General features: G+C 58.9%; 17 protein-coding genes. 12 read left to right on the top strand and 5 right to left on the bottom strand.

The window, feature by feature from the left end:
• Positions 1-19 precede the first annotated feature (19 nt).
• The 4 genes from SPE70_RS11885 (at position 20) to tus (ending at position 3,550) form a co-directional block, all read left to right on the top strand.
• Positions 20-382 carry a hypothetical protein gene (locus tag SPE70_RS11885; protein ID WP_008805071.1) on the top strand — a complete coding sequence of 121 codons (363 nt, stop codon included), beginning with the start codon at positions 20-22 and terminating at the stop codon, positions 380-382.
• A gap of 244 nt (positions 383-626) precedes the next feature.
• Positions 627-1,001: an SDR family NAD(P)-dependent oxidoreductase gene (locus tag SPE70_RS11880; protein WP_074188463.1), complete on the top strand. Its 375-nt coding sequence runs from the start codon at positions 627-629 to the stop codon at positions 999-1,001.
• Between the two features lie 240 nt (positions 1,002-1,241).
• A complete protein-coding gene (rstB, locus tag SPE70_RS11875; protein WP_039103296.1) occupies positions 1,242-2,543 on the top strand; it encodes a two-component system sensor histidine kinase RstB in 1,302 nt (433 codons plus the stop codon).
• 74 nt (positions 2,544-2,617) lie between these two features.
• The gene (tus, locus tag SPE70_RS11870) at positions 2,618-3,550 is read left to right on the top strand and encodes a DNA replication terminus site-binding protein (RefSeq protein ID WP_064170124.1); all 933 of its coding nucleotides are present in this window, start codon (positions 2,618-2,620) and stop codon (positions 3,548-3,550) included.
• Here the strand turns inward: tus and fumC are convergent.
• Together fumC and fumA are read right to left on the bottom strand one after the other, a co-directional pair.
• The gene (fumC, locus tag SPE70_RS11865; protein WP_012541897.1) at positions 3,540-4,940 is read right to left on the bottom strand and encodes a class II fumarate hydratase; all 1,401 of its coding nucleotides are present in this window, start codon (positions 4,938-4,940) and stop codon (positions 3,540-3,542) included. The two genes, tus and fumC, sit on opposite strands and share 11 nt — an antisense overlap.
• Before the next feature lie 337 nt (positions 4,941-5,277).
• Positions 5,278-6,924 carry a class I fumarate hydratase FumA gene (gene fumA / locus SPE70_RS11860; protein ID WP_023340069.1) on the bottom strand — a complete coding sequence of 549 codons (1,647 nt, stop codon included), beginning with the start codon at positions 6,922-6,924 and terminating at the stop codon, positions 5,278-5,280.
• A gap of 201 nt (positions 6,925-7,125) precedes the next feature.
• Between fumA and manA the strand changes: the two genes are divergently transcribed.
• Together manA and SPE70_RS11850 are read left to right on the top strand one after the other, a co-directional pair.
• Positions 7,126-8,304, top strand: a complete 1,179-nt coding sequence (gene manA, locus SPE70_RS11855; RefSeq protein ID WP_064170125.1) for a mannose-6-phosphate isomerase — start codon at positions 7,126-7,128, stop codon at positions 8,302-8,304.
• An 87-nt stretch (positions 8,305-8,391) separates the two neighbouring features.
• Entirely contained in the window at positions 8,392-9,951 is a 1,560-nt protein-coding gene (locus SPE70_RS11850) for a YdgA family protein (protein ID WP_064170126.1), read from the top strand.
• A gap of 37 nt (positions 9,952-9,988) precedes the next feature.
• Here the strand turns inward: SPE70_RS11850 and SPE70_RS11845 are convergent, their stop codons facing one another.
• Positions 9,989-11,017 (bottom strand): Mal regulon transcriptional regulator MalI, encoded by a 1,029-nt coding sequence (locus tag SPE70_RS11845; RefSeq protein ID WP_008805079.1) that lies wholly within the window; start codon positions 11,015-11,017, stop codon positions 9,989-9,991.
• A gap of 173 nt (positions 11,018-11,190) precedes the next feature.
• Here SPE70_RS11845 and malX point away from each other — a divergent pair, with 173 nt between their 5' ends.
• Both malX and SPE70_RS11835 read left to right on the top strand, forming a co-directional pair.
• Positions 11,191-12,783, top strand: coding sequence for a maltose/glucose-specific PTS transporter subunit IIBC (gene malX, locus SPE70_RS11840; protein WP_012541901.1), 1,593 nt, complete (start codon positions 11,191-11,193; stop codon positions 12,781-12,783).
• Between the two features lie 52 nt (positions 12,784-12,835).
• Positions 12,836-14,008 carry a MalY/PatB family protein gene (locus tag SPE70_RS11835; protein WP_064170127.1) on the top strand — a complete coding sequence of 391 codons (1,173 nt, stop codon included), beginning with the start codon at positions 12,836-12,838 and terminating at the stop codon, positions 14,006-14,008.
• Between the two features lie 13 nt (positions 14,009-14,021).
• Here SPE70_RS11835 and SPE70_RS11830 read toward each other — a convergent pair whose 3' ends face one another.
• Positions 14,022-15,050, bottom strand: coding sequence for a CorA family divalent cation transporter (locus tag SPE70_RS11830; protein ID WP_064170128.1), 1,029 nt, complete (start codon positions 15,048-15,050; stop codon positions 14,022-14,024).
• A 299-nt stretch (positions 15,051-15,349) separates the two neighbouring features.
• Here SPE70_RS11830 and ydfZ point away from each other — a divergent pair, with 299 nt between their 5' ends.
• Positions 15,350-15,553 (top strand): putative selenium delivery protein YdfZ, encoded by a 204-nt coding sequence (gene ydfZ / locus SPE70_RS11825; protein WP_004151566.1) that lies wholly within the window; start codon positions 15,350-15,352, stop codon positions 15,551-15,553.
• A 69-nt stretch (positions 15,554-15,622) separates the two neighbouring features.
• Here ydfZ and SPE70_RS11820 read toward each other — a convergent pair whose 3' ends face one another.
• The gene (locus SPE70_RS11820) at positions 15,623-16,102 is read right to left on the bottom strand and encodes a hypothetical protein (RefSeq protein WP_162493319.1); all 480 of its coding nucleotides are present in this window, start codon (positions 16,100-16,102) and stop codon (positions 15,623-15,625) included.
• Positions 16,103-16,338: 236 nt separating this feature from the next.
• Between SPE70_RS11820 and SPE70_RS11815 the strand changes: the two genes are divergently transcribed.
• The 3 genes from SPE70_RS11815 (at position 16,339) to yedF (ending at position 18,237) form a co-directional block, all read left to right on the top strand.
• Complete coding sequence (locus SPE70_RS11815) at positions 16,339-16,692, top strand: DUF1304 domain-containing protein (protein ID WP_012968344.1); 354 nt, start codon at positions 16,339-16,341, stop codon at positions 16,690-16,692.
• A gap of 103 nt (positions 16,693-16,795) precedes the next feature.
• A complete protein-coding gene (yedE, locus tag SPE70_RS11810) occupies positions 16,796-18,007 on the top strand; it encodes a selenium metabolism membrane protein YedE/FdhT (RefSeq protein ID WP_012541906.1) in 1,212 nt (403 codons plus the stop codon).
• Positions 18,004-18,237, top strand: a complete 234-nt coding sequence (yedF, locus tag SPE70_RS11805) for a sulfurtransferase-like selenium metabolism protein YedF (RefSeq protein WP_002903233.1) — start codon at positions 18,004-18,006, stop codon at positions 18,235-18,237. Before yedE ends, yedF begins: the two co-directional genes overlap by 4 nt.
• Positions 18,238-18,375 lie beyond the last annotated feature (138 nt).

The raw sequence follows: 18,375 nt of genomic DNA, 5'->3' as shown, positions 1-18,375 counted from the left end.
GAAAACACAGGACTTTTGCATGATGAAATACGTTGTACTTTTGGCACTCTCACTCTTCACTTCACTCTCTGGTTGGGCTTTTTCCCTCGACAACGCCGATATTCGACTCCTCTGTCCACAGCGCGGGCAAATCGAGGTGATCCTCCACCGCTATGAACATACCCAGCAATCCTGGGGACAGCATCACTTTGAAACGGGAGGCGGCCACGTTCGCCAGGGACCGCTGCTGGTGATCCCGTTTGCCAACCTCGATCAGATGATTTACCACCAGACCACCGGCGAATTTGCTTACTGGTATGCCAAAACGGAAAAGCTGGTGCGCTGTCGTCTGCTGAGTCTGACGACCCTCTATCCGGTGGATATTCCCTACTTTCGCGAGTAGCGATACCCCGCTCGACGCTCCAGGGTAATGCAGGTCTGGTGGTTATAATTAATTTGTGACAACGTCACTAATTCAGATATTCCCGGCCGATATCATCCCGGATGACGCGACCTATACCGGGTATACCGGCGCCACAAAGATGGCAAGGTGCAACATGCCGAGCCCCCAAAGATGGTCGTTTTACAATAAATTTTCATTGTTCTAGTGTGAGTTAACTCAACACTCACGCGGTACGGGAGAGACAATGGGACGGTTCTCAGGTAAGAAAATTGTGATTACAGGGGCGAGCAGCGGTATTGGTCTGGCGGGGGCAATGCGCATTATTGATGAAGGGGGCGAAGTGATGCTGACCGGGCGCCACCAGCAAAAACTGGCGTTGTTACGCACATTGCTGCCCGAGCGCGCCTGGTTTCTTCAGAACGATGGCGCGAAACCTGAGGCGGCGCATGCCCTCGCCGAGTCTGTAGAATCATTTGGCATGCTGGATGGCCTATGGCTGAACGCCGGGCAGTTCGCCTTTTCTACGGTGGAAAATACCACCGAAACGCAGTTCGATACCATCATGGCCAACAACGTCCGTTCCCAGTATGTGGTGGATGGCGGACTGCTGCGCTTATAAGGGCTCCGTCATTATTTATGCGTACGGGATGTTGTCAGTGAGGGTGAACCCTGCTTTGATAGCGCATTAAACCGGGCGTGAAACGCAGAAGTGATTTTGCGGTATATTCTGCCGTGACAAACGCCCTGGACTGCGGTCTGGTTTCGTTCCTGCATCACCGCTTTAGCGGAAAGACACATACCACACCGCGCCATGAAGGCAAAAGATAGGTAATTAACATTCTGATTTAAGTGAGATTTAATGAAAAAGCTGTTTGTGCAGTTCTATCTTTTGCTCTTCGTTTGCTTTCTGGTAATGACCATGCTGGTCGGTCTGGTCTATAAATTTACCGCTGAGCGCGCCGGACGACAGTCGCTGGACGATTTGATGAAAAGTTCGCTGTATCTGATGCGCAGCGAGCTGCGGGAAATTCCGCCGCGCGACTGGAGCAAGACGCTCAAAGAGCTGGATCTGAACCTGTCGTTCGATCTGCACATCGAGCCGATCAGCAAATTTAAGCTGTCGGAAAGCTCGATGCAGCACCTGCGCGCCGGCGATATTGTCGCGCTGGATGACCAGTACACCTTTATTCAGCGTATTCCCCGCAGCCATTATGTGCTGTCGGTGGGCCCGGTGCCTTATCTCTATTTTCTGCATGAAATGCGCCTGCTGGACGTGGCGCTGATGGCGTTTATTGCTATCTCGCTGGCCTTTCCGGTGTTTATCTGGATGCGTCCGCACTGGCAGGACATGTTGCGCATTGAAACCGCTGCCCAGCGCTTTGGCGAGGGCCACTTCAGCGAGCGCATTCATTTTGACAGCATGTCCAGCTTTGAACGGCTCGGCGTGGCCTTTAACCAAATGGCCGATAACATTAACGCCCTCATTGCCAGTAAGAAGCAGTTGATTGACGGTATCGCCCATGAGCTCAGGACGCCGCTGGTCCGCCTGCGCTACCGTCTGGAGATGAGCGAAAACCTCACCGAGGCGGAATCGCAAGCGCTGAACCGCGATATCGGCCAGCTGGAGGCGCTGATTGAAGAGCTCCTGACCTACGCCCGCCTCGACCGCCCGCAGACGGAACTCAGCCTGACGACGCCTGACTTTCCCGCCTGGATCAGCGATCACGTCGAGGATATCCAGATGGTCAACCCGCAGCGCGAGGTCGCTCTGGCGACGCTGACCCACGGCAACTACGGCGCGCTGGATATGCGGCTGATGGAGCGGGTACTGGATAATCTGGTGAATAACGCCCTGCGCTACAGCACCCAGCGGGTGGCGGTCAGCCTGACCCTGCAGGGTCCGCGCGCGTCGCTGCAGGTCGAGGATGACGGCCCGGGAATCGCTCCCGAAGAGCGCGAGCGGGTGTTTGAGCCCTTTGTCCGTCTTGACCCCAGCCGCGATCGGGCGACAGGAGGTTGTGGCCTCGGCCTGGCGATTGTGCACAGTATTGCCCAGGCGATGGGCGGTGACGTGCGCTGTGAGGCCAGCCCTCTCGGCGGCGCCCGCTTCTGCTTTAGCTGGCCGGTTTATCATCAGTTGCCCGATTTTACCTCTGCCTGAATAAAACTTGCGCAGCGGCCGCGCGCTGCGTATGCTGTAAAAATCAAATAGTATGTTGTAACTAAGGTGAAATGATGGCCAGCTACGATCTTGTTGAACGTCTGAATGATACCTTTCGCCAGATCGAGCTGGAGCTGCAGATGCTCCAGCAGGCATTAAGCAGCTGTCGGCTGCTGGCGGCCCGGGTATTTGAACTGCCGGCGGTCAGTAAGGATGCCGAGCACGATCCGCTGGCGAACATACCGGTGGTGCAGCACAGCGGCAAGGCGGCGCTGGCCCTCGCCCTGCGCCACTACAGCCATCTGTTTATCCAGCAGCAGTCGGAAAACCGCAGCAGCAAGGCCGCCGTCCGTCTGCCAGGGGCTATCTGCCTGCAGGTCACCGCCGCGGAGCAGCAGGATCTGCTGGCGCGCATTCAGCATATTAACGCCCTGAAGGCTACCTTCGAGAAAATCGTCACCGTCGATTCTGGCCTGCCCCCCACTGCCCGTTTTGAATGGGTGCATCGCCACCTGCCGGGCTTGATCACCCTCAGCGCCTACCGCACGCTGACGCCCCTTATCGACCCGAGCACCATCCGCTTCGGCTGGGCCAATAAACACGTGATCAAGAACCTGACCCGCGACCAGGTATTGATGATGCTGGGGAAAAGCCTGCAATCACCGCGGGCGGTGCCGCCGTGGACCCGTGAGCAGTGGCAGAGCAAGCTTGAGAGGGAGTATCAGGACATCGCCGCCCTGCCGCAGCGGGCGCGGCTGAAAATCAAACGGCCGGTGAAAGTGCAGCCGATTGCCCGCGTCTGGTACGCCAGCGAGCAGAAACAGGTGCAGTACGCCTGCCCCAGCCCGCTGATCGCGCTGATATCCGGCAGCCAGGGGGTCAGCGTCCCGGATATCGGCGAATTGCTGAACTATGACGCCGACAATGTCCAGTACCGCTACAAACCGGAGGCGCAGTCGCTGAGATTACTTATCCCGCGCCTGCACCTCTGGCTGGCTAGCGAGTAGCCAGGCTGCCAACCATCTCCTCAGGGCGCACCCAGCTGTCGAATTCGGCTTCCGTCAGGTAGCCCAGCGCCAGCGCCGAGGCTTTGAGGGTCAGCCCCTCATGGTGCGCTTTTTTAGCGATTTCCGCCGCCTTGTCGTAGCCGATATGGGTATTCAGCGCAGTGACCAGCATCAGCGACTCATTGAGCAGCTGGCTGATCCGCTCGCGATTCGGTTCAATACCCACCGCACAGTGCTCGTTAAAACTTGCCATGCCGTCCGCCAGCAGACGCACCGACTGCAGGAAGTTGTGGATGACCATCGGGCGATAGACGTTAAGCTCAAAGTTGCCGGAGGCGCCACCGATATTCACCGCCACATCGTTGCCCATCACCTGGCAGCAGACCATGGTCAGGGCTTCGCACTGGGTTGGGTTAACCTTGCCGGGCATAATCGATGACCCTGGCTCGTTTTCCGGGATCGCGATTTCGCCAATGCCGCAGCGGGGGCCGGAGGCCAGCCAGCGGACATCGTTAGCGATTTTCATCAAGGACGCCGCCAGGCCTTTCAGCGCGCCGTGGGCATGGACCAGGGCATCCACAGTGGCCAACGCTTCGAATTTGTTTGGTGCGGTGACAAATGGTTGTCCGCTGAGCGACGCCAGCTCTGCCGCCACCCGCACGGCATACTCCGGATGGGTATTCAGCCCGGTTCCTACCGCCGTCCCGCCCAGCGCCAGCTCGGCAAGATGCGGCTGACTGGCTTCGATGTGCTTCAGGCTATGGTCCAGCATCGCCACCCAGCCGGAGATCTCCTGGCCTAACGTGAGCGGCGTGGCGTCCTGCAGATGGGTGCGGCCGATCTTGACGATATCCCTGAAGGCTACCGCTTTTTCATTGAGCGTCGCCCGCAGCGCCTGCAGCGACGGGATCACTTTTTCCCGCAGGGCAATCAGCGCCGCGACGTGCATGGCGGTGGGGAACACGTCATTTGAGCTCTGGCTCTTATTCACATCGTCATTGGGATGAATTTTTCGCGCCATCCCCCGTTCACCGCCCAGCAGTTCACTGGCGCGGTTGGCCAGCACCTCGTTCATATTCATATTGCTTTGGGTGCCGGAGCCGGTCTGCCAGATAGCCAGCGGGAACTCCTGCGCGTGCTTTCCGGCGAGGACTTCGTCAGCGGCAGCGACGATCGCCCCGGCTTTCTCCGCCGTCAGCAACCCGAGATCCTGATTAACCTTCGCCGCCGCCCGCTTGGTCAGCGCCAGGGCGTAAATCAGCTCCCCGGGCATTTTTTCGCTTGATATGCGGAAATGCTCCAGCGAGCGTTGGGTCTGGGCGCCCCAGAGCTTATCGGCCGGGACGTCGATGGCGCCCATCGAGTCTTTTTCACTGCGATGCGTTGTCATTACTTTCTCCTTGGATTCAAAGTGCGTCATAGCGACAAAGCTCACCTGCTTAAAAGACTAAGTATTGGCCAGATTTATAAGTTGTTTTGGTGGTTCGTGCCGCGAAGCGACATAAAAAAGCCGCCCGAAGGGCGGCCCAGACCGCTGACAAAATGCAATCGTCGGGATTGCCCGGCGGCGCTGCGCTTGCGCGGGCCTACAGAGAATTGCCTAACTGTTTAATATTGCTGTTTTTCGCAGGCCGGGTAAGGCGAAAGCCGCCACCCGGCAGAAAGGCGATCACAATAACGAAAACCGGTTTGTCATCGGCCAGAGCCGCCCCGAAGGGCGGTCTGGGTTACTTCACGCAGCGGGCGCACTGCGACGTCTGGATCTGCTGGAAGAAGTCATTGCCTTTATCATCGACGAGGATAAACGCCGGGAAATCTTCCACTTCAATTTTCCAGATAGCCTCCATACCCAGCTCCGGATACGCCACGCACTCGAGGCTACGGATGCTCTGCTGGGCCAGTACCGCCGCCGGGCCGCCGATACTGCCGAGGTAGAAGCCGCCGTGTTTGTGGCACGCGTCGGTGACCTGCTGGCTGCGGTTGCCTTTCGCCAGCATGATCTTGCTCGCGCCGTGCGACTGCAGCAGATCAACGTATGAATCCATGCGCCCTGCGGTGGTCGGTCCCAGAGAGCCGGAGGCGTAACCGTCCGGTGTCTTGGCCGGACCGGCATAGTAGATCGGGTGATCTTTGACGTACTGCGGCAGTGCTTCACCGCTGTCGATAAGCTCCTTCAGCTTGGCGTGAGCGATATCGCGGGCCACGATAATAGTGCCGCTCAGCGACAAACGGGTGGACACCGGGTACTGTGACAGCAGCGCCAGGATCTCGCTCATCGGCTGGTTAAGATTCACCTTCACCGCTTCGCCTTCCCCGGCCTGGCGCAGATGCTCAGGGATATATTTCCCCGGATTGCTCTCCAGCTTCTCGATCCAGATGCCGTCGCGGTTGATTTTGGCTTTGATGTTGCGGTCGGCGGAACAGGAGACGCCCATCCCTACCGGGCAGGAAGCGCCGTGACGCGGCAGACGGATCACGCGGATATCGTGGGCGAAGTATTTCCCGCCGAACTGCGCGCCGAGGCCAAGGTTCTGCGCTTCCAGCAGCAGTTCTTGCTCCAGTTGCACATCGCGGAACGCCTGGCCATGCTCGTTACCTTCGGTCGGCAGGCCATCGTAGTATTTGGTGGAGGCCAGCTTGACGGTTTTCAGCGTCGCTTCCGCCGAAGTCCCGCCGATCACAAAGGCGATATGGTACGGCGGACAAGCGGCGGTCCCGAGGGTGCGCATCTTCTCAACCAGATAGTTTTTCAGCTTCGCCGGGGTGATCAGCGCTTTGGTTTCCTGGTACAGATAGGTTTTGTTCGCCGAACCGCCGCCCTTGGCGATGCAGAGGAATTTGTACTCATCGCCATCGGTAGCATAAAGATCGATCTGCGCCGGCAGGTTGGTACCGGTGTTAACCTCTTTATACATATCCAGCGGCGCGTTCTGCGAGTAGCGCAGGTTGTCCTGGATATAGGTGTTGTACACACCCTGCGCCAGAGCGGCTTCATCACCGCCGCCGGTCCACACGCGCTGGCCTTTTTTACCCATGATGATCGCGGTGCCGGTGTCCTGGCAGGTGGGCAGAATGCCTTTGGCGGCGATATCCGAGTTGCGCAGGAACTGCAGGGCGACGTATTTGTCGTTTTCGCTGGCTTCCGGGTCGTTAAGGATATCAGCCACCTGCTGCTGATGCGCCGGGCGAAGCATAAAGGAGGCGTCGTGGAAAGCATGCTGCGCCAGAAGGGTTAGCGCCTGAGGGTCGACTTTTAGCACTTCCTGGCCGGCAAATTCGGCGACGGAGACGTAATCACTGCTGAGGAGATAATACTCGGTGTCATCCTTTTTGAGGGGAAAAGGATCCTGGTAAACAAACGGTTTATTCGACATTGTACTCTCACTTACTGCTTTGGCTGATTATGTTTCAGGCAGGGACTCCATGTGCCTGTAGAAAAGCGAGTCGATCAATCTTACACAATTTTTTAACAAAAACTGAGACAGGGACGACTTTTTCTTTCAGCAGTTGCTTCTCCACGGTTTACTGGTTTAATAGAGCAATAATTTTTACTTTGATTGATACAGGGAATGAGAATGCAAAAGCTGATCAACGCCGTACAGAACTACGCATGGGGAAGCCACACCGCTTTAACTGAACTGTATGGCATTGCCAACCCGGACAACCTGCCGATGGCGGAGCTGTGGATGGGGGCGCATCCGAAGAGCAGCTCGCAGATCCTGGCGGCCGACGGCCAGCCGCGTTCGCTGCGCGAGGTGATTGACGCGGATAAAACCGCCCTGCTCGGCGACAAGGTTGCCGCCCGCTTTGGTGAGCTGCCGTTCCTGTTTAAAGTGCTGTGCGCCGCTCAGCCGCTCTCTATTCAGGTCCATCCCAACAAGCAGGCCTCGGAAGAAGGTTTCGCCCGCGAGAACGCCGCCGGCATCCCGCTCTCCGCCGCCGAGCGTAACTATAAAGATCCAAACCACAAGCCGGAGCTGGTTTTTGCCCTGACGCCGTTCCTGGCGATGAATGCGTTTCGCGAGTTCAGCGAGATTGTCACCCTGCTGCAGCCGGTGGCTAGCGCGCATCCGGCGATTGGCGCCTTCCTGCAGCAGCCGGACGCGGCTCATCTGAGCCAGCTGTTTGCCAGCCTGCTCAATATGCAGGGTGAGGAAAAAGCCAAGGCGCTGCAGGTGCTGCGCGACGTACTGGCCCGTGAACAAGGCGAACCGTGGCAGACTATCCGCCTGATCGCGGAATTCTATCCGGACGACAGCGGCCTCTTCTCGCCGCTGCTGCTGAACGTGGTGAAGCTGAACCCTGGCGAAGCCATGTTCCTGTTCGCCGAAACGCCGCATGCCTATCTGCAGGGGGTGGCGCTGGAGGTGATGGCCAACTCGGATAACGTACTGCGTGCCGGTCTGACGCCGAAATACATTGATATTCCTGAGCTGGTCGCTAACGTCAAGTTCGAAGCCAAACCGGCGGGTGAGCTATTGACCCAGCCGCAGCAGCACGGCGCAGAGCTGGACTTCCCGATCCCGGTGGAAGATTTTGCCTTCTCGCTGCACGACCTCTCCGCCGAGGCCAGCGATCTGGCTCAGGCGAGCGCGGCGATTATTTTCTGCGTCGACGGCGAAACCATACTGCACAAAGGTGACCAGAGCCTGACGCTCAAGCCGGGCGAGTCGGCTTTCGTGGCCGCTAACGAATCACCGGTGCAGGTCAGCGGACGCGGCCGCGTGGCGCGCGTGTTCAATAAGCTCCAGTAAGTGACTGACCTTTCAGGTCGCGCTTACTGAATGATGACAACTCAGCCAGGCGGTCTCTCCGCCTGGCTTCATTTATGGACAAATGCTATGAAAAAATCGCTGGTCGCAGCAGGCATCATCGTGGCGCTGGGCGTGGTATGGACAGGCGGCGCCTGGTACACCGGCAAACAGCTGGAAGGCCGGATCGCCGATATGGTGCAGCAGGCTAACGCGCAGCTACGCAGCAGCGCGCCGGAATCAGGTCTGGAGCTGAGCTATCAGGATTACCGGCGCGGGCTGTTCAGCAGCCATCTGCAGCTGGTGGTTAAGCCGATCGCCGGTCAGGCCAACAGCTGGCTGGCCGCCGGACAGAGCGTGGTACTTGACGAGGTGGTCGATCATGGCCCCTTCCCGCTGGCCTCATTAAAAACCTTTAATCTGGCGCCGGCGATGGCCTCGGTCCACACCACGCTGGTGAAAAATGATGCCAGCCAGGCGCTGTTCGAGATCGCCAAAGGCAACACTCCCTTTACCGTCGATACACGCATCGCCTACAGCGGCGACAGCCAGTCGGCGATCGTGCTCAATGCCCTCGACTATGCCAAAGGTGATGAGAAAGTCACCTTCAGCGGCGGTCAGTTCCAGCTCGACGCCGACCGCGACGGCAAAAACATCAGCCTGAAGGGCCAGGCCGGCAGCGGGCAGATCGATGCGCTCAACGAATATAATCAGAAGGTACAGCTGCGCTTCGTCAACCTGACCACCGACGGCGCCACCGAACTGGCCAGCTTCAACGAACGTATCGGCCAGCAAAAAATGACCCTCGATAAACTGGCCATCAGCGTCGAAGGCAAAGAGCTGGCGCTGGTTGACGGGATGGCGCTGGACGGCGGCTCGACGCTGACCCAGGACGGCAAAGGCGTGAACAGCCAGGTGAACTACACCGTCAACAGCCTCAAGCTGCAGGGGCAGGATATGGGCAGCGGCAAACTGACGCTGAAAGTGGATAATGTCGACGGTCAGGCGTGGCACCAGTTTAGTCAGCAGTACAGTGCACAGTCTCAGGCGCTGCTGGCAAAACCGGAACTGGCGCAAAACCCGGAACTGTACCAGCAGGCGTTAACCGAAACCCTGTTCAATGCGCTGCCGATCCTGCTTAAAGGCAACCCATCGGTGACCATCTCTCCGCTGAGCTGGCGCAATGCCAAAGGGGAAAGTACCCTGAATCTGTCGGTTCTGCTGAAGGATCCGGCCCAGGTGACCACCCCACCGCAGACCCTGGCGGACAGTCTGGATCGCGTGGTGCAGTCCCTTGACGGCAAGGTGGTGATCCCGGTGGATATGGCGACGGAGTTGATGACCAAAATCGCCGGTCTGGAAGGTTACCAGCCAGCCGATGCGGCCAAACTCGCCGATCAGCAGGTCAAAGGCCTGGCGGCGATGGGCCAGATGTTCCGCATCACCACCATGGAAGATAACGCCATCAGCAGCAGCCTGCAGTACGCTAACGGCCAGGTGACGCTGAACGGACAGAAAATGCCGCTGGAGGATTTTGCCGCGATGTTTGGTCTGGAAGCGCCTGCTCAACCGGACGCGGCGCCGCAGGAAGGCCAGCCGCAACAGGATGACGCCGCTCCTCAGCAGGACGACGCCGCCCCGCAGCCGTAACTTATCGTCTCAGGAGACGGCCATCGCGCCGTCTCCCTCACTTCCGTGTCACCAGCCGCGGCGGCATAATCTGGTTTCGCGCCTCGCCGGTGCCTTCCTCCAGCCGTCGCAGCATCGACTCTGCCAGGGTTTTCCCCATCTCGCGCGCCGGGGTCGTTACCCAGGTGAGCGGCAGGTCATCCAGCGCCGCCTCCGGCACGTCGGCGAAGGCCGCCAGCGCCACCCGCTGTTCGAAATAGCTCTCGACGCCATCCTCTCCGCTCTGCCTTCCGGCCCGCAGTAAACCAAACCACGCGCCGGTGGCCACCACGTTGTTGTAGCACAGCACCGCGGTGATGGTCGGATTCTGGCGCAACAGCCCCGCCATCGCCTCCGCCGCCTGCTTCTGGCTCGACTCGCACTCCAGCACCCATTCGCTGTGAAACGGCAGACCGTATTTCAGCAAGGTGGCGCAATAGCCGCCGACCCGCTCGGCGCGCGTCAGCGAGGAGCTCTGCCCGCCAAGCCAGGCGATCCGCTGATGGCCGCGGCGGATAAGATGCTCGGTCACCAGCTGCGCCGCCTGCATGTTGTCCGGGCGGATCAGATCGACATCGTCAAGGTAGCTGGCGCGGGAAGCAAACACCAGCGGCACGCCGGCCTGCGCGGCCCGCTCGCGCAGTTCGCTCCCGCGATCGATCGACCCGGCGATGATCACCCCGTCGACCCCCTGCGCCGCGAGGGTATCAAACCGCTGGTCTATCTTCTCGCCGCTGCGCCCGCCCTGGGTGAGGAACACCATTTTCCCCTGCCTTTCCAGGGCGTCGGTGAGGCCGGCGGTTAATTCGGCGTAAAACGGCTTTGACAGATCGCTAACGATAAGGCCAATCACCCCGCTCTGCCCGCCACGCAGCGAGGCGGCCTGGCGGTTGCGCACAAATCCCAGCTGTTCGATGGCCTGATTAACCCGCTCGCCGGTGGCGCTGGAGATGCGCCCTTTACCGCTCAGCACCAGCGAGACGGTGCTCACGGAGACCCCGGCGGCCTGCGCCACATCATTGATGGTGATCTTTTTTGCGATAGCCATAACGTGCTGGCTGACTCCCTTGCCTGTCGATAAAACGTTTTATCATTGTGCAATCTTTATAAACCTTATTATCGCTTGATTATGTGATTTTTATCGCACTAAAAACTGGTAAAACGTTTTATCTTGCCGTGGCGTTAGTTCTTCCCGACCACTTGAGAATCAGGAACCGTGTTATGACGGCGAAAACAGCACCAAAAATCACTTTATGGGAGTTTTTCCAGCAGCTCGGAAAAACCTTTATGCTGCCCGTAGCGTTGCTCTCGTTTTGTGGGATCATGCTGGGGATCGGCAGTTCGTTAAGCAGTCACGATGTTTTGACGCTGCTGCCGTGGCTGGATATGCCGCTGCTGCAGGCCATCTTTATCTGGATGAGCAAAGTCGGCTCCTTTGCCTTCAGCTTCCTGCCGGTCATGTTCTGTATCGCCATCCCACTGGGGCTGGCGCGGGAGAACAAAGGCGTCGCCGCCTTCGCCGGCTTTGTCGGCTACGCGGTCATGAACCTGGCGGTCAACTTCTGGCTGACGGCGAAAGGCATTCTGCCCACCACCGACGCCGCGATCCTGAAGGCCAACAATATCCAGAACATCATCGGTATTCCGTCGATCGATACCGGGATCCTCGGCGCGGTTATCGCCGGGATTATCGTCTGGCTGCTGCATGAACGCTTCCATAACATTCGCCTGCCGGACGCCCTGGCCTTCTTCGGTGGCACCCGCTTCGTGCCGATCATCACCACCGTGGTGCTGGGTCTGGTCGGGCTGGCGATCCCGCTGGTGTGGCCAGTCTTCGCCATGGGGATCAACGCCCTCGGGAAGATGATCAACAGCGCCGGGGATTTTGGCCCGATGATCTTCGGCACCGGCGAGCGACTGCTGCTGCCGTTTGGCCTGCACCACATTCTGGTGGCGCTGATCCGCTTCACTGAAGCCGGCGGTACCCTCGACGTCTGCGGCCACAGCGTCAGCGGCGCGCTGACCATCTTCCAGGCGCAACTGAGCTGCCCGACCACCCACGGCTTCTCCGAAAGCGCCACCCGCTTCCTGTCGCAGGGTAAAATGCCGGCCTTCCTCGGCGGCCTGCCGGGAGCCGCGCTGGCGATGTACCACTGCGCCCGTCCGGAAAACCGGCATAAAATTAAAGGCCTGCTGATCTCCGGGGTTATCGCCTGCGTGGTCGGCGGCACCACCGAGCCGCTGGAGTTCCTGTTCCTGTTCGTCGCGCCGGTGCTGTATGTCATCCACGCGCTGCTGACCGGTCTCGGCTTTACCATCATGGCGGTGCTCGGGGTGACCATCGGCAACACCGACGGCAATATCATCGACTTCGTGGTGTTTGGCATCCTGCATGGCCTGGCGACCAAGTGGTATCTGGTGCCGGTGGTAGCGGCTATCTGGTTCGCGGTCTACTATGCCATCTTCCGCTTCGCCATTACCCGCTTCAATCTGAAAACGCCGGGCCGCGATATCGACACCGCCGCCAGCGTGGAGAAAGCCGTCGCCGGTACCATCGGCAAATCCGGCTATAACGTGCCGGCGATTCTGGCAGCGCTCGGCGGCGCCGAGAACATTGTTTCGCTGGATAACTGCATTACTCGTCTGCGTCTGTCGGTACACGATATGAGCAAAGTGGACGCCGCCGCGCTGAAAGCCCATCGCGCCATCGGGGTGGTTCAGCTCAATCAGCATAACCTGCAGGTGGTTATTGGCCCGCAGGTGCAGTCGGTAAAAGATGAAATGGCCGTACTGATGAATACTGTTCAGGCCTGACCCCACTGGTCCCCCTTCCGCGCGGAGGGGGACATTCGCTAAGGAAGTTCCGATGTTTGATTTTGCCACCCCCATCGACCGCCACGGTACCTGGTGCACACAGTGGGACTATGTCGCCGACCGGTTTGGCGCCGCCGACCTGCTGCCGTTCACCATCTCCGATATGGATTTCGCCACCGCGCCCTGCATTCTCGACGCCGTCAGCCAGCGGCTGGCCCACGGGGTGTTCGGCTACAGTCGCTGGCAGAACGAGGCGTTTCTCGGGGCGATTGCCCACTGGTACGCCAGCCGGTTTAACAGCGTCATCGATCCGCAAACGGTGGTCTACGGGCCGTCGGTTATCTACATGGTGGCGGAAACCATCCGCCAGTGGTCGAGCGAAGGCGACGGCGTCGTCGTCCATACCCCTGCCTACGATGCATTCTATAAGACCATCACCGCTAACCGCCGGGAGATTGCCCCGGTGCCATTGACCCTGACGGATAATCAGTGGCACTGCGATATGGCCCGCCTGGAATCCGCGCTGGCGGAACCGAAGAATACCCTGCTGCTGCTGTGCAGCCCGCACAACCCAACGGGGAAAGTCTGGCGTCGCGAGGAGCTCCAAACCATGGCGGCCCTGTGTCAAAAACATGGCGTCAGGGTGATTAGCGACGAAATTCATATGGACATGACCTGGGGCGAACACCGCCATATCCCGTGGAGCGAGGTCGCTCAGGGGCCATGGGCGCTGTTCACCTCCGGTTCGAAGAGCTTTAATATTCCGGCCTTTACCGGGGCCTATGGCTTTATCCCTGAGGCGAACGCGCGCGACAACTACCTGCAGGCGCTGAAGGCCCGCGACGGGCTCTCTTCTCCCTCCGTGCCGGCGCTGGTCGCCCATATCGCCGCCTACCGCGACGGGGCTCCCTGGCTCGACGCCTTGCGTGACTATCTGCAGGCGAATATGCGCTATGTCGCCGACACGCTTAATAATGCCTTCCCCGCGCTCTGTTGGCAGCCGCCGGAGGCCACCTACCTGGCGTGGATCGACCTGCGCCCCCTGAACATCGACGATCACGCGCTACAGCAGGCGCTGATCGCCGAACAGAAGGTGGCGATTATGCCGGGTTATACCTATGGTCCTGAGGGCAACGGCTTTCTGCGCCTCAACGTCGGCTGCCCGCTCGAGAAGCTGGAACGCGGTGTCGAAGGACTGATTGCCGCCCTGCGCAGCCTCAGCTGATTCGACGCGCAAACTACAGGTCATCGCGCCGGCGGAATGCCAGGTAGCCGGCGCCGAGGGTAAAGATGGCGACTATCACCACCAGCAGGATAAACCCGTGGTGGTTACTCGCCAGCGGGATCCCGCCGACATTCATGCCGAAGAAGCCAGCGACGATGTTAATCGGCAGCGCGAGGACCGTGATCACCGTCAGGGTGTAGAGGGTGCGGTTGCTCTGCTCCAGCTGGCGGGCGCCAATCTCCTCCTGCAGCAGACTGATGCGCTCGATCAGGCCGGACAGGTCATTGAGCACCACGCTAAACTCTTCGGTGAACTGACGAAACGCCTGCACCACTGCACGATCCATCCACGCCGGCGGCCGGTTAAGCAGCCGGAACATCGCCGCCGGCTCCGGCGCCAGCAGCCGCTGAAAACGTAAAAGCATCCGCCGCAGCCGCGCCAGATCTGCCCGGTTGCGCTGCACGTGATTGCTCAGGAGACGCTCTTCAATAAGGTCGACATGGCGGCTGGCCTGGCGGACGACCTGCTCCAGCACTTCCTCCTGCTCCTCCAGCAGAAAAGCCAGCAGCTCGGTAGAGGTATTCACCCTGAGCGTCTGCAGACGCGGCAGCATCCATTCGATAAACCGCAACGGTTTGAAGCGCGCCGTCACCACCAGCTTAGGGCTACAGTAGAGCCACAGCGTGGCGGTTTCCGCGTTGGTATCCTGCGGACGAAACAGCACATCGTTGAGCACAGCGAACAGATTCTCACCCTGTCGCTCAATGCGGGTGGTGTGCGAGCCGCTGCGGATCTCCTCGAAGAAAAAGTCCGCCACCGGAAAGTGGCTGGTTAACCATTTTTCGGCGGTGGCATGATTGAGATTCAGGTGTAACCAGATAAACGCCTTGTCATCGGCGAGCGCCTGATAACGGGCGCACACCTCGCCAGAGGCGATGGGCTGCGGGGGGCGCTGTTCATGAAACAGATAACCATGCACCAGACCGGAAACTTCACTATCAAAATCGGGCTTTAACATCTTCGCGGTGACGTCTTGACTCATGGCTCCCTCAGGACACGCACTGGCACTGTTGATGCCCGAATAGCGCCATCTTTCGCTATTTTCCGCGGGCTGGCAAGGTTAATAATCTGGTCATAAAACAGTAACCTGAATGACATATTGCCGTCAGTGTCGCGCGCCACGCAGGCGATGCGATCGGCGCGAATAGAGGGGACTTCTGGCCCTTTTCGCTCTGGGGTTATTAAAATAAATTTGATTATCCTCAAAACTTTTTTAGGCAAAAAAGCGTATTACTTTAGCCGCTTAATCATTGCTTACCCTGGTTTATTGAGGAGGAGACCATGAAAACCTATGACCGTAATCGTAACGCTATTGCTACCGGCAGCATGGTAATGATCGCCGGTAACGGCACAACAGGCGTGATTAAAGCTATCCATGGTGAAGGGAAAACCGCCGAGCAGCTTCGCCGGGCGGACTGCGTTGAAATCGACGGCTGCGAGGGCCGCTTTTGCCCGTTAGATCTGATCCGTCTCGGCTTCCATTAATTCCTGCCGCCAGGTCATCAGTAGCAGGCCACCTGAGGCGGCCTGCTCTTTTCCCGGATAATAAAGCGGCTAGCGAAAGCTCCACTGAATACTCATCACAAAGATCGCCGGCACAATAATGCCGCCTTCCACACCGAAATAATCGGTGAAGTTATATTGCAGACCATGATAGAGGTAGGGCGAAAAACCGACGCCGGTGATTTTTTTTGCGGTGCGGTAGGTGCCAGAATCCCCACAGTGGCTGAAGGCGTCAAAGAAAAATTCCCCGGTGTAGGCATACACCCCTTTCAGCACCCAGCCGGTATCGTTTTTCAGCCAGTCGCGGCGCACGCCGAGGGTCAAACAGCGATCGTCAAAGCTGTTTTTCATCGTTCCGACCAGCACGCTGTATTTTGAATCCTGAGAAAACTTGCGCTCCACCGAGAAAAAATTGTTATTGAAATGTTCGTTATATTGTCCGTGGTTACCGGTCATATGATAAACATAGGAGCCGGTATTCATCGAATAGAGGTTTAATTCCCCGGCCTGCGCCGACGGCATGGCAACCACCAGTAGCCCTGATAACAAAATCCATAATTTATTTAACATTCAGTAACCTACGCCACACCCGTAAAAAAGAACCCGGCATACTAGCACCGCTAAACTAAACCGAAGGGCAATCAGATAACCGACGCTGGTCGCGGCAGAAAACATGACCCTATCTGCACTATAGCAGCGGCGCTCCCGCTTCGTTAGCGCTTGCAGCTATACTGCAGACACATTCATCTTATTGATTAAGGACTGCTGTGTTAGCCACTCTCCTCGTTGCGCTGGTCGCTATTATTCATCTCGCCATCCTGGTGCTGGAGATGTTTCTCTGGGAAGCCCCCGCCGGGCGCCGGGCCTTTAACCTCAGCGCCGATTTCGCCCGGGAGACCCGGGTGCTGGCGGCCAACCAGGGGTTGTATAACGGTTTTCTGGCCGCCGGCCTGGCGTGGGGGCTGTGGCTGGGGGCGTCGGGGGTGCAGGTGGTTATCTTTTTCCTGGCCTGCGTGCTGGCCGCCGGAATTTTCGGCGCGCTGACCGCCAGCCGCAAAATTCTCTATATTCAGGCGCTGCCCGCACTGCTGGCGCTGCTTGCCGTGGTGGCGCAAGCGTAGGGCCTTGATCCAAAACAGAGAAAGCAGGCGCTGAGGCGGGTACTATTTGCTCCCTTCGGTCGGTCATCGACCTTTAATACCTTCTGAGTTCAGAGGCATTTTTATGACATGGCAATCCTTCAAACAGGCCTGGCTTATCCGGTTCTGGTCCCCTGTCCCGGCGGTCATCGCGGCGGGCATCCTCTCTACCTACTATTTTGGCATCACCGGCACCTTCTGGGCGGTGACCGGCGAATTCACCCGCTGGGGCGGTCAGCTGCTGCAACTGCTGGGCGTCCACAGCGAACAGTGGGGCTATTACCAGCTGATTCATCTCGAAGGGACGCCGCTGACCCGCATCGATGGCAGGATGATCATCGGCATGTTCGGCGGCTGCCTGGCCGCCGCGCTGTGGGCCAATAACGTCAAACTGCGCTTTCCACGCAGCCGGATCCGCATTGTGCAGGCCGTGGCAGGCGGCATCATCGCCGGGTTCGGCGCTCGTCTGGCGATGGGCTGCAATCTGGCGGCTTTTTTCACCGGTATTCCGCAGTTCTCCCTGCACGCCTGGCTGTTTGCCATCGCCACCGCCATCGGCTCCTGGTTTGGCGCCCGCTTCACGCTGCTGCCCCTTTTTCGCATCCCGGTAAAAATGCAAAAGGTGTCCGCCGCCTCGCCGTTAACCCAAAAACCGCAGCAGGCGCGCCGCCGTTTCCGGCTGGGCATGGTGATCTTTTTCGCCATGATCGGCTGGGGCCTGCTCACCGCCGCAGACCACCCGGCGCTCGGCCTGGCGATGCTGTTCGGCATCGGCTTCGGTCTGCTTATTGAGCGCGCGCAGATCTGCTTTACCTCCGCCTTTCGCGATATGTGGATCACCGGCCGGACGGTGATGGCGAAGGCGATTATCTTCGGCATGGCGGCGAGCGCCATCGGTATCTTTAGCTATGTGCAATTGGGGATGGCGCCGAAAATTATGTGGGCCGGTCCCAATGCGGCGATTGGCGGGCTGCTGTTTGGCTTTGGCATCGTGCTGGCCGGCGGCTGTGAAACCGGCTGGATGTACCGGGCGGTGGAGGGCCAGGTTCACTACTGGTGGGTTGGGCTGGGCAATGTCATTGGCTCAACGCTGCTCGCCTGGTGCTGGGACGATATCGCCGCTCCGCTCGCCACCCACTGGCAGAAAATCAACCTGCTGAACGCCTTCGGCCCCTTCGGCGGGCTGCTGGCGACCTATCTGCTGCTGCTGATCGCCCTGCTGCTGGTGATCGCCTGGGAAAGACATTTTTTCCGCCGCCAGTCGACGGCGGTCCGGACCGTGAAGGAGAGCGCATGAAAAACATCATCCCTGATTATCGCCTGGATATGGTCGGCGAACCCTGTCCCTATCCGGCCGTGGCCACTCTGGAGGCGATGCCCTCCCTGCAAAAAGGCGAGATCCTGGAAGTAGTCAGCGACTGTCCGCAGTCGATCAATAACATTCCCCTCGATGCCAGAAACCACGGCTATACGGTGCTGGATATTCAGCAGGATGGCCCAACCATTCGCTATCTGATCCAGAAATAGCCGCGGCTCATGGCCCCGCCGGCGACGAACCTCGCCGGCGCTAATTTCGCCCCTTCCCGTCTTATCCCACCTTCTGCCTGGCTCGAGGATCCCCTGCAAACCTTTGCAATAGCTTGTAACACTTGAAACGGTGTTCCA

The organism is Klebsiella sp. ZJOU C1, assembly GCF_035620215.1.
In the GTDB taxonomy this organism is placed as follows: Bacteria; Pseudomonadota; Gammaproteobacteria; order Enterobacterales; family Enterobacteriaceae; genus Klebsiella; species Klebsiella variicola.
The sequence above is the reverse complement of the archived record's forward strand: the minus strand, read 5'-3'. Positions and strand labels throughout refer to the sequence as shown.

Bases quoted from the DNA above. Each gene is read 5' to 3' on its own strand.
- SPE70_RS11880 (WP_074188463.1), top strand. From the start codon at position 627: ATGGGACGGTTCTCAGGTAAGAAAATTGTGATTACAGGGGCGAGCAGC.
- SPE70_RS11885 (WP_008805071.1), top strand. From the start codon at position 20: ATGATGAAATACGTTGTACTTTTGGCACTCTCACTCTTCACTTCACTC.
- SPE70_RS11850 (WP_064170126.1), top strand. From the start codon at position 8,392: ATGAAAAAATCGCTGGTCGCAGCAGGCATCATCGTGGCGCTGGGCGTG.
- SPE70_RS11830 (WP_064170128.1), bottom strand. From the start codon at position 15,050: ATGAGTCAAGACGTCACCGCGAAGATGTTAAAGCCCGATTTTGATAGT.
- manA (WP_064170125.1), top strand. From the start codon at position 7,126: ATGCAAAAGCTGATCAACGCCGTACAGAACTACGCATGGGGAAGCCAC.
- SPE70_RS11845 (WP_008805079.1), bottom strand. From the start codon at position 11,017: ATGGCTATCGCAAAAAAGATCACCATCAATGATGTGGCGCAGGCCGCC.
- fumC (WP_012541897.1), bottom strand. From the start codon at position 4,940: ATGACAACGCATCGCAGTGAAAAAGACTCGATGGGCGCCATCGACGTC.
- fumA (WP_023340069.1), bottom strand. From the start codon at position 6,924: ATGTCGAATAAACCGTTTGTTTACCAGGATCCTTTTCCCCTCAAAAAG.
- malX (WP_012541901.1), top strand. From the start codon at position 11,191: ATGACGGCGAAAACAGCACCAAAAATCACTTTATGGGAGTTTTTCCAG.
- yedE (WP_012541906.1), top strand. From the start codon at position 16,796: ATGACATGGCAATCCTTCAAACAGGCCTGGCTTATCCGGTTCTGGTCC.
- rstB (WP_039103296.1), top strand. From the start codon at position 1,242: ATGAAAAAGCTGTTTGTGCAGTTCTATCTTTTGCTCTTCGTTTGCTTT.
- ydfZ (WP_004151566.1), top strand. From the start codon at position 15,350: ATGAAAACCTATGACCGTAATCGTAACGCTATTGCTACCGGCAGCATG.
- SPE70_RS11835 (WP_064170127.1), top strand. From the start codon at position 12,836: ATGTTTGATTTTGCCACCCCCATCGACCGCCACGGTACCTGGTGCACA.
- yedF (WP_002903233.1), top strand. From the start codon at position 18,004: ATGAAAAACATCATCCCTGATTATCGCCTGGATATGGTCGGCGAACCC.
- tus (WP_064170124.1), top strand. From the start codon at position 2,618: ATGGCCAGCTACGATCTTGTTGAACGTCTGAATGATACCTTTCGCCAG.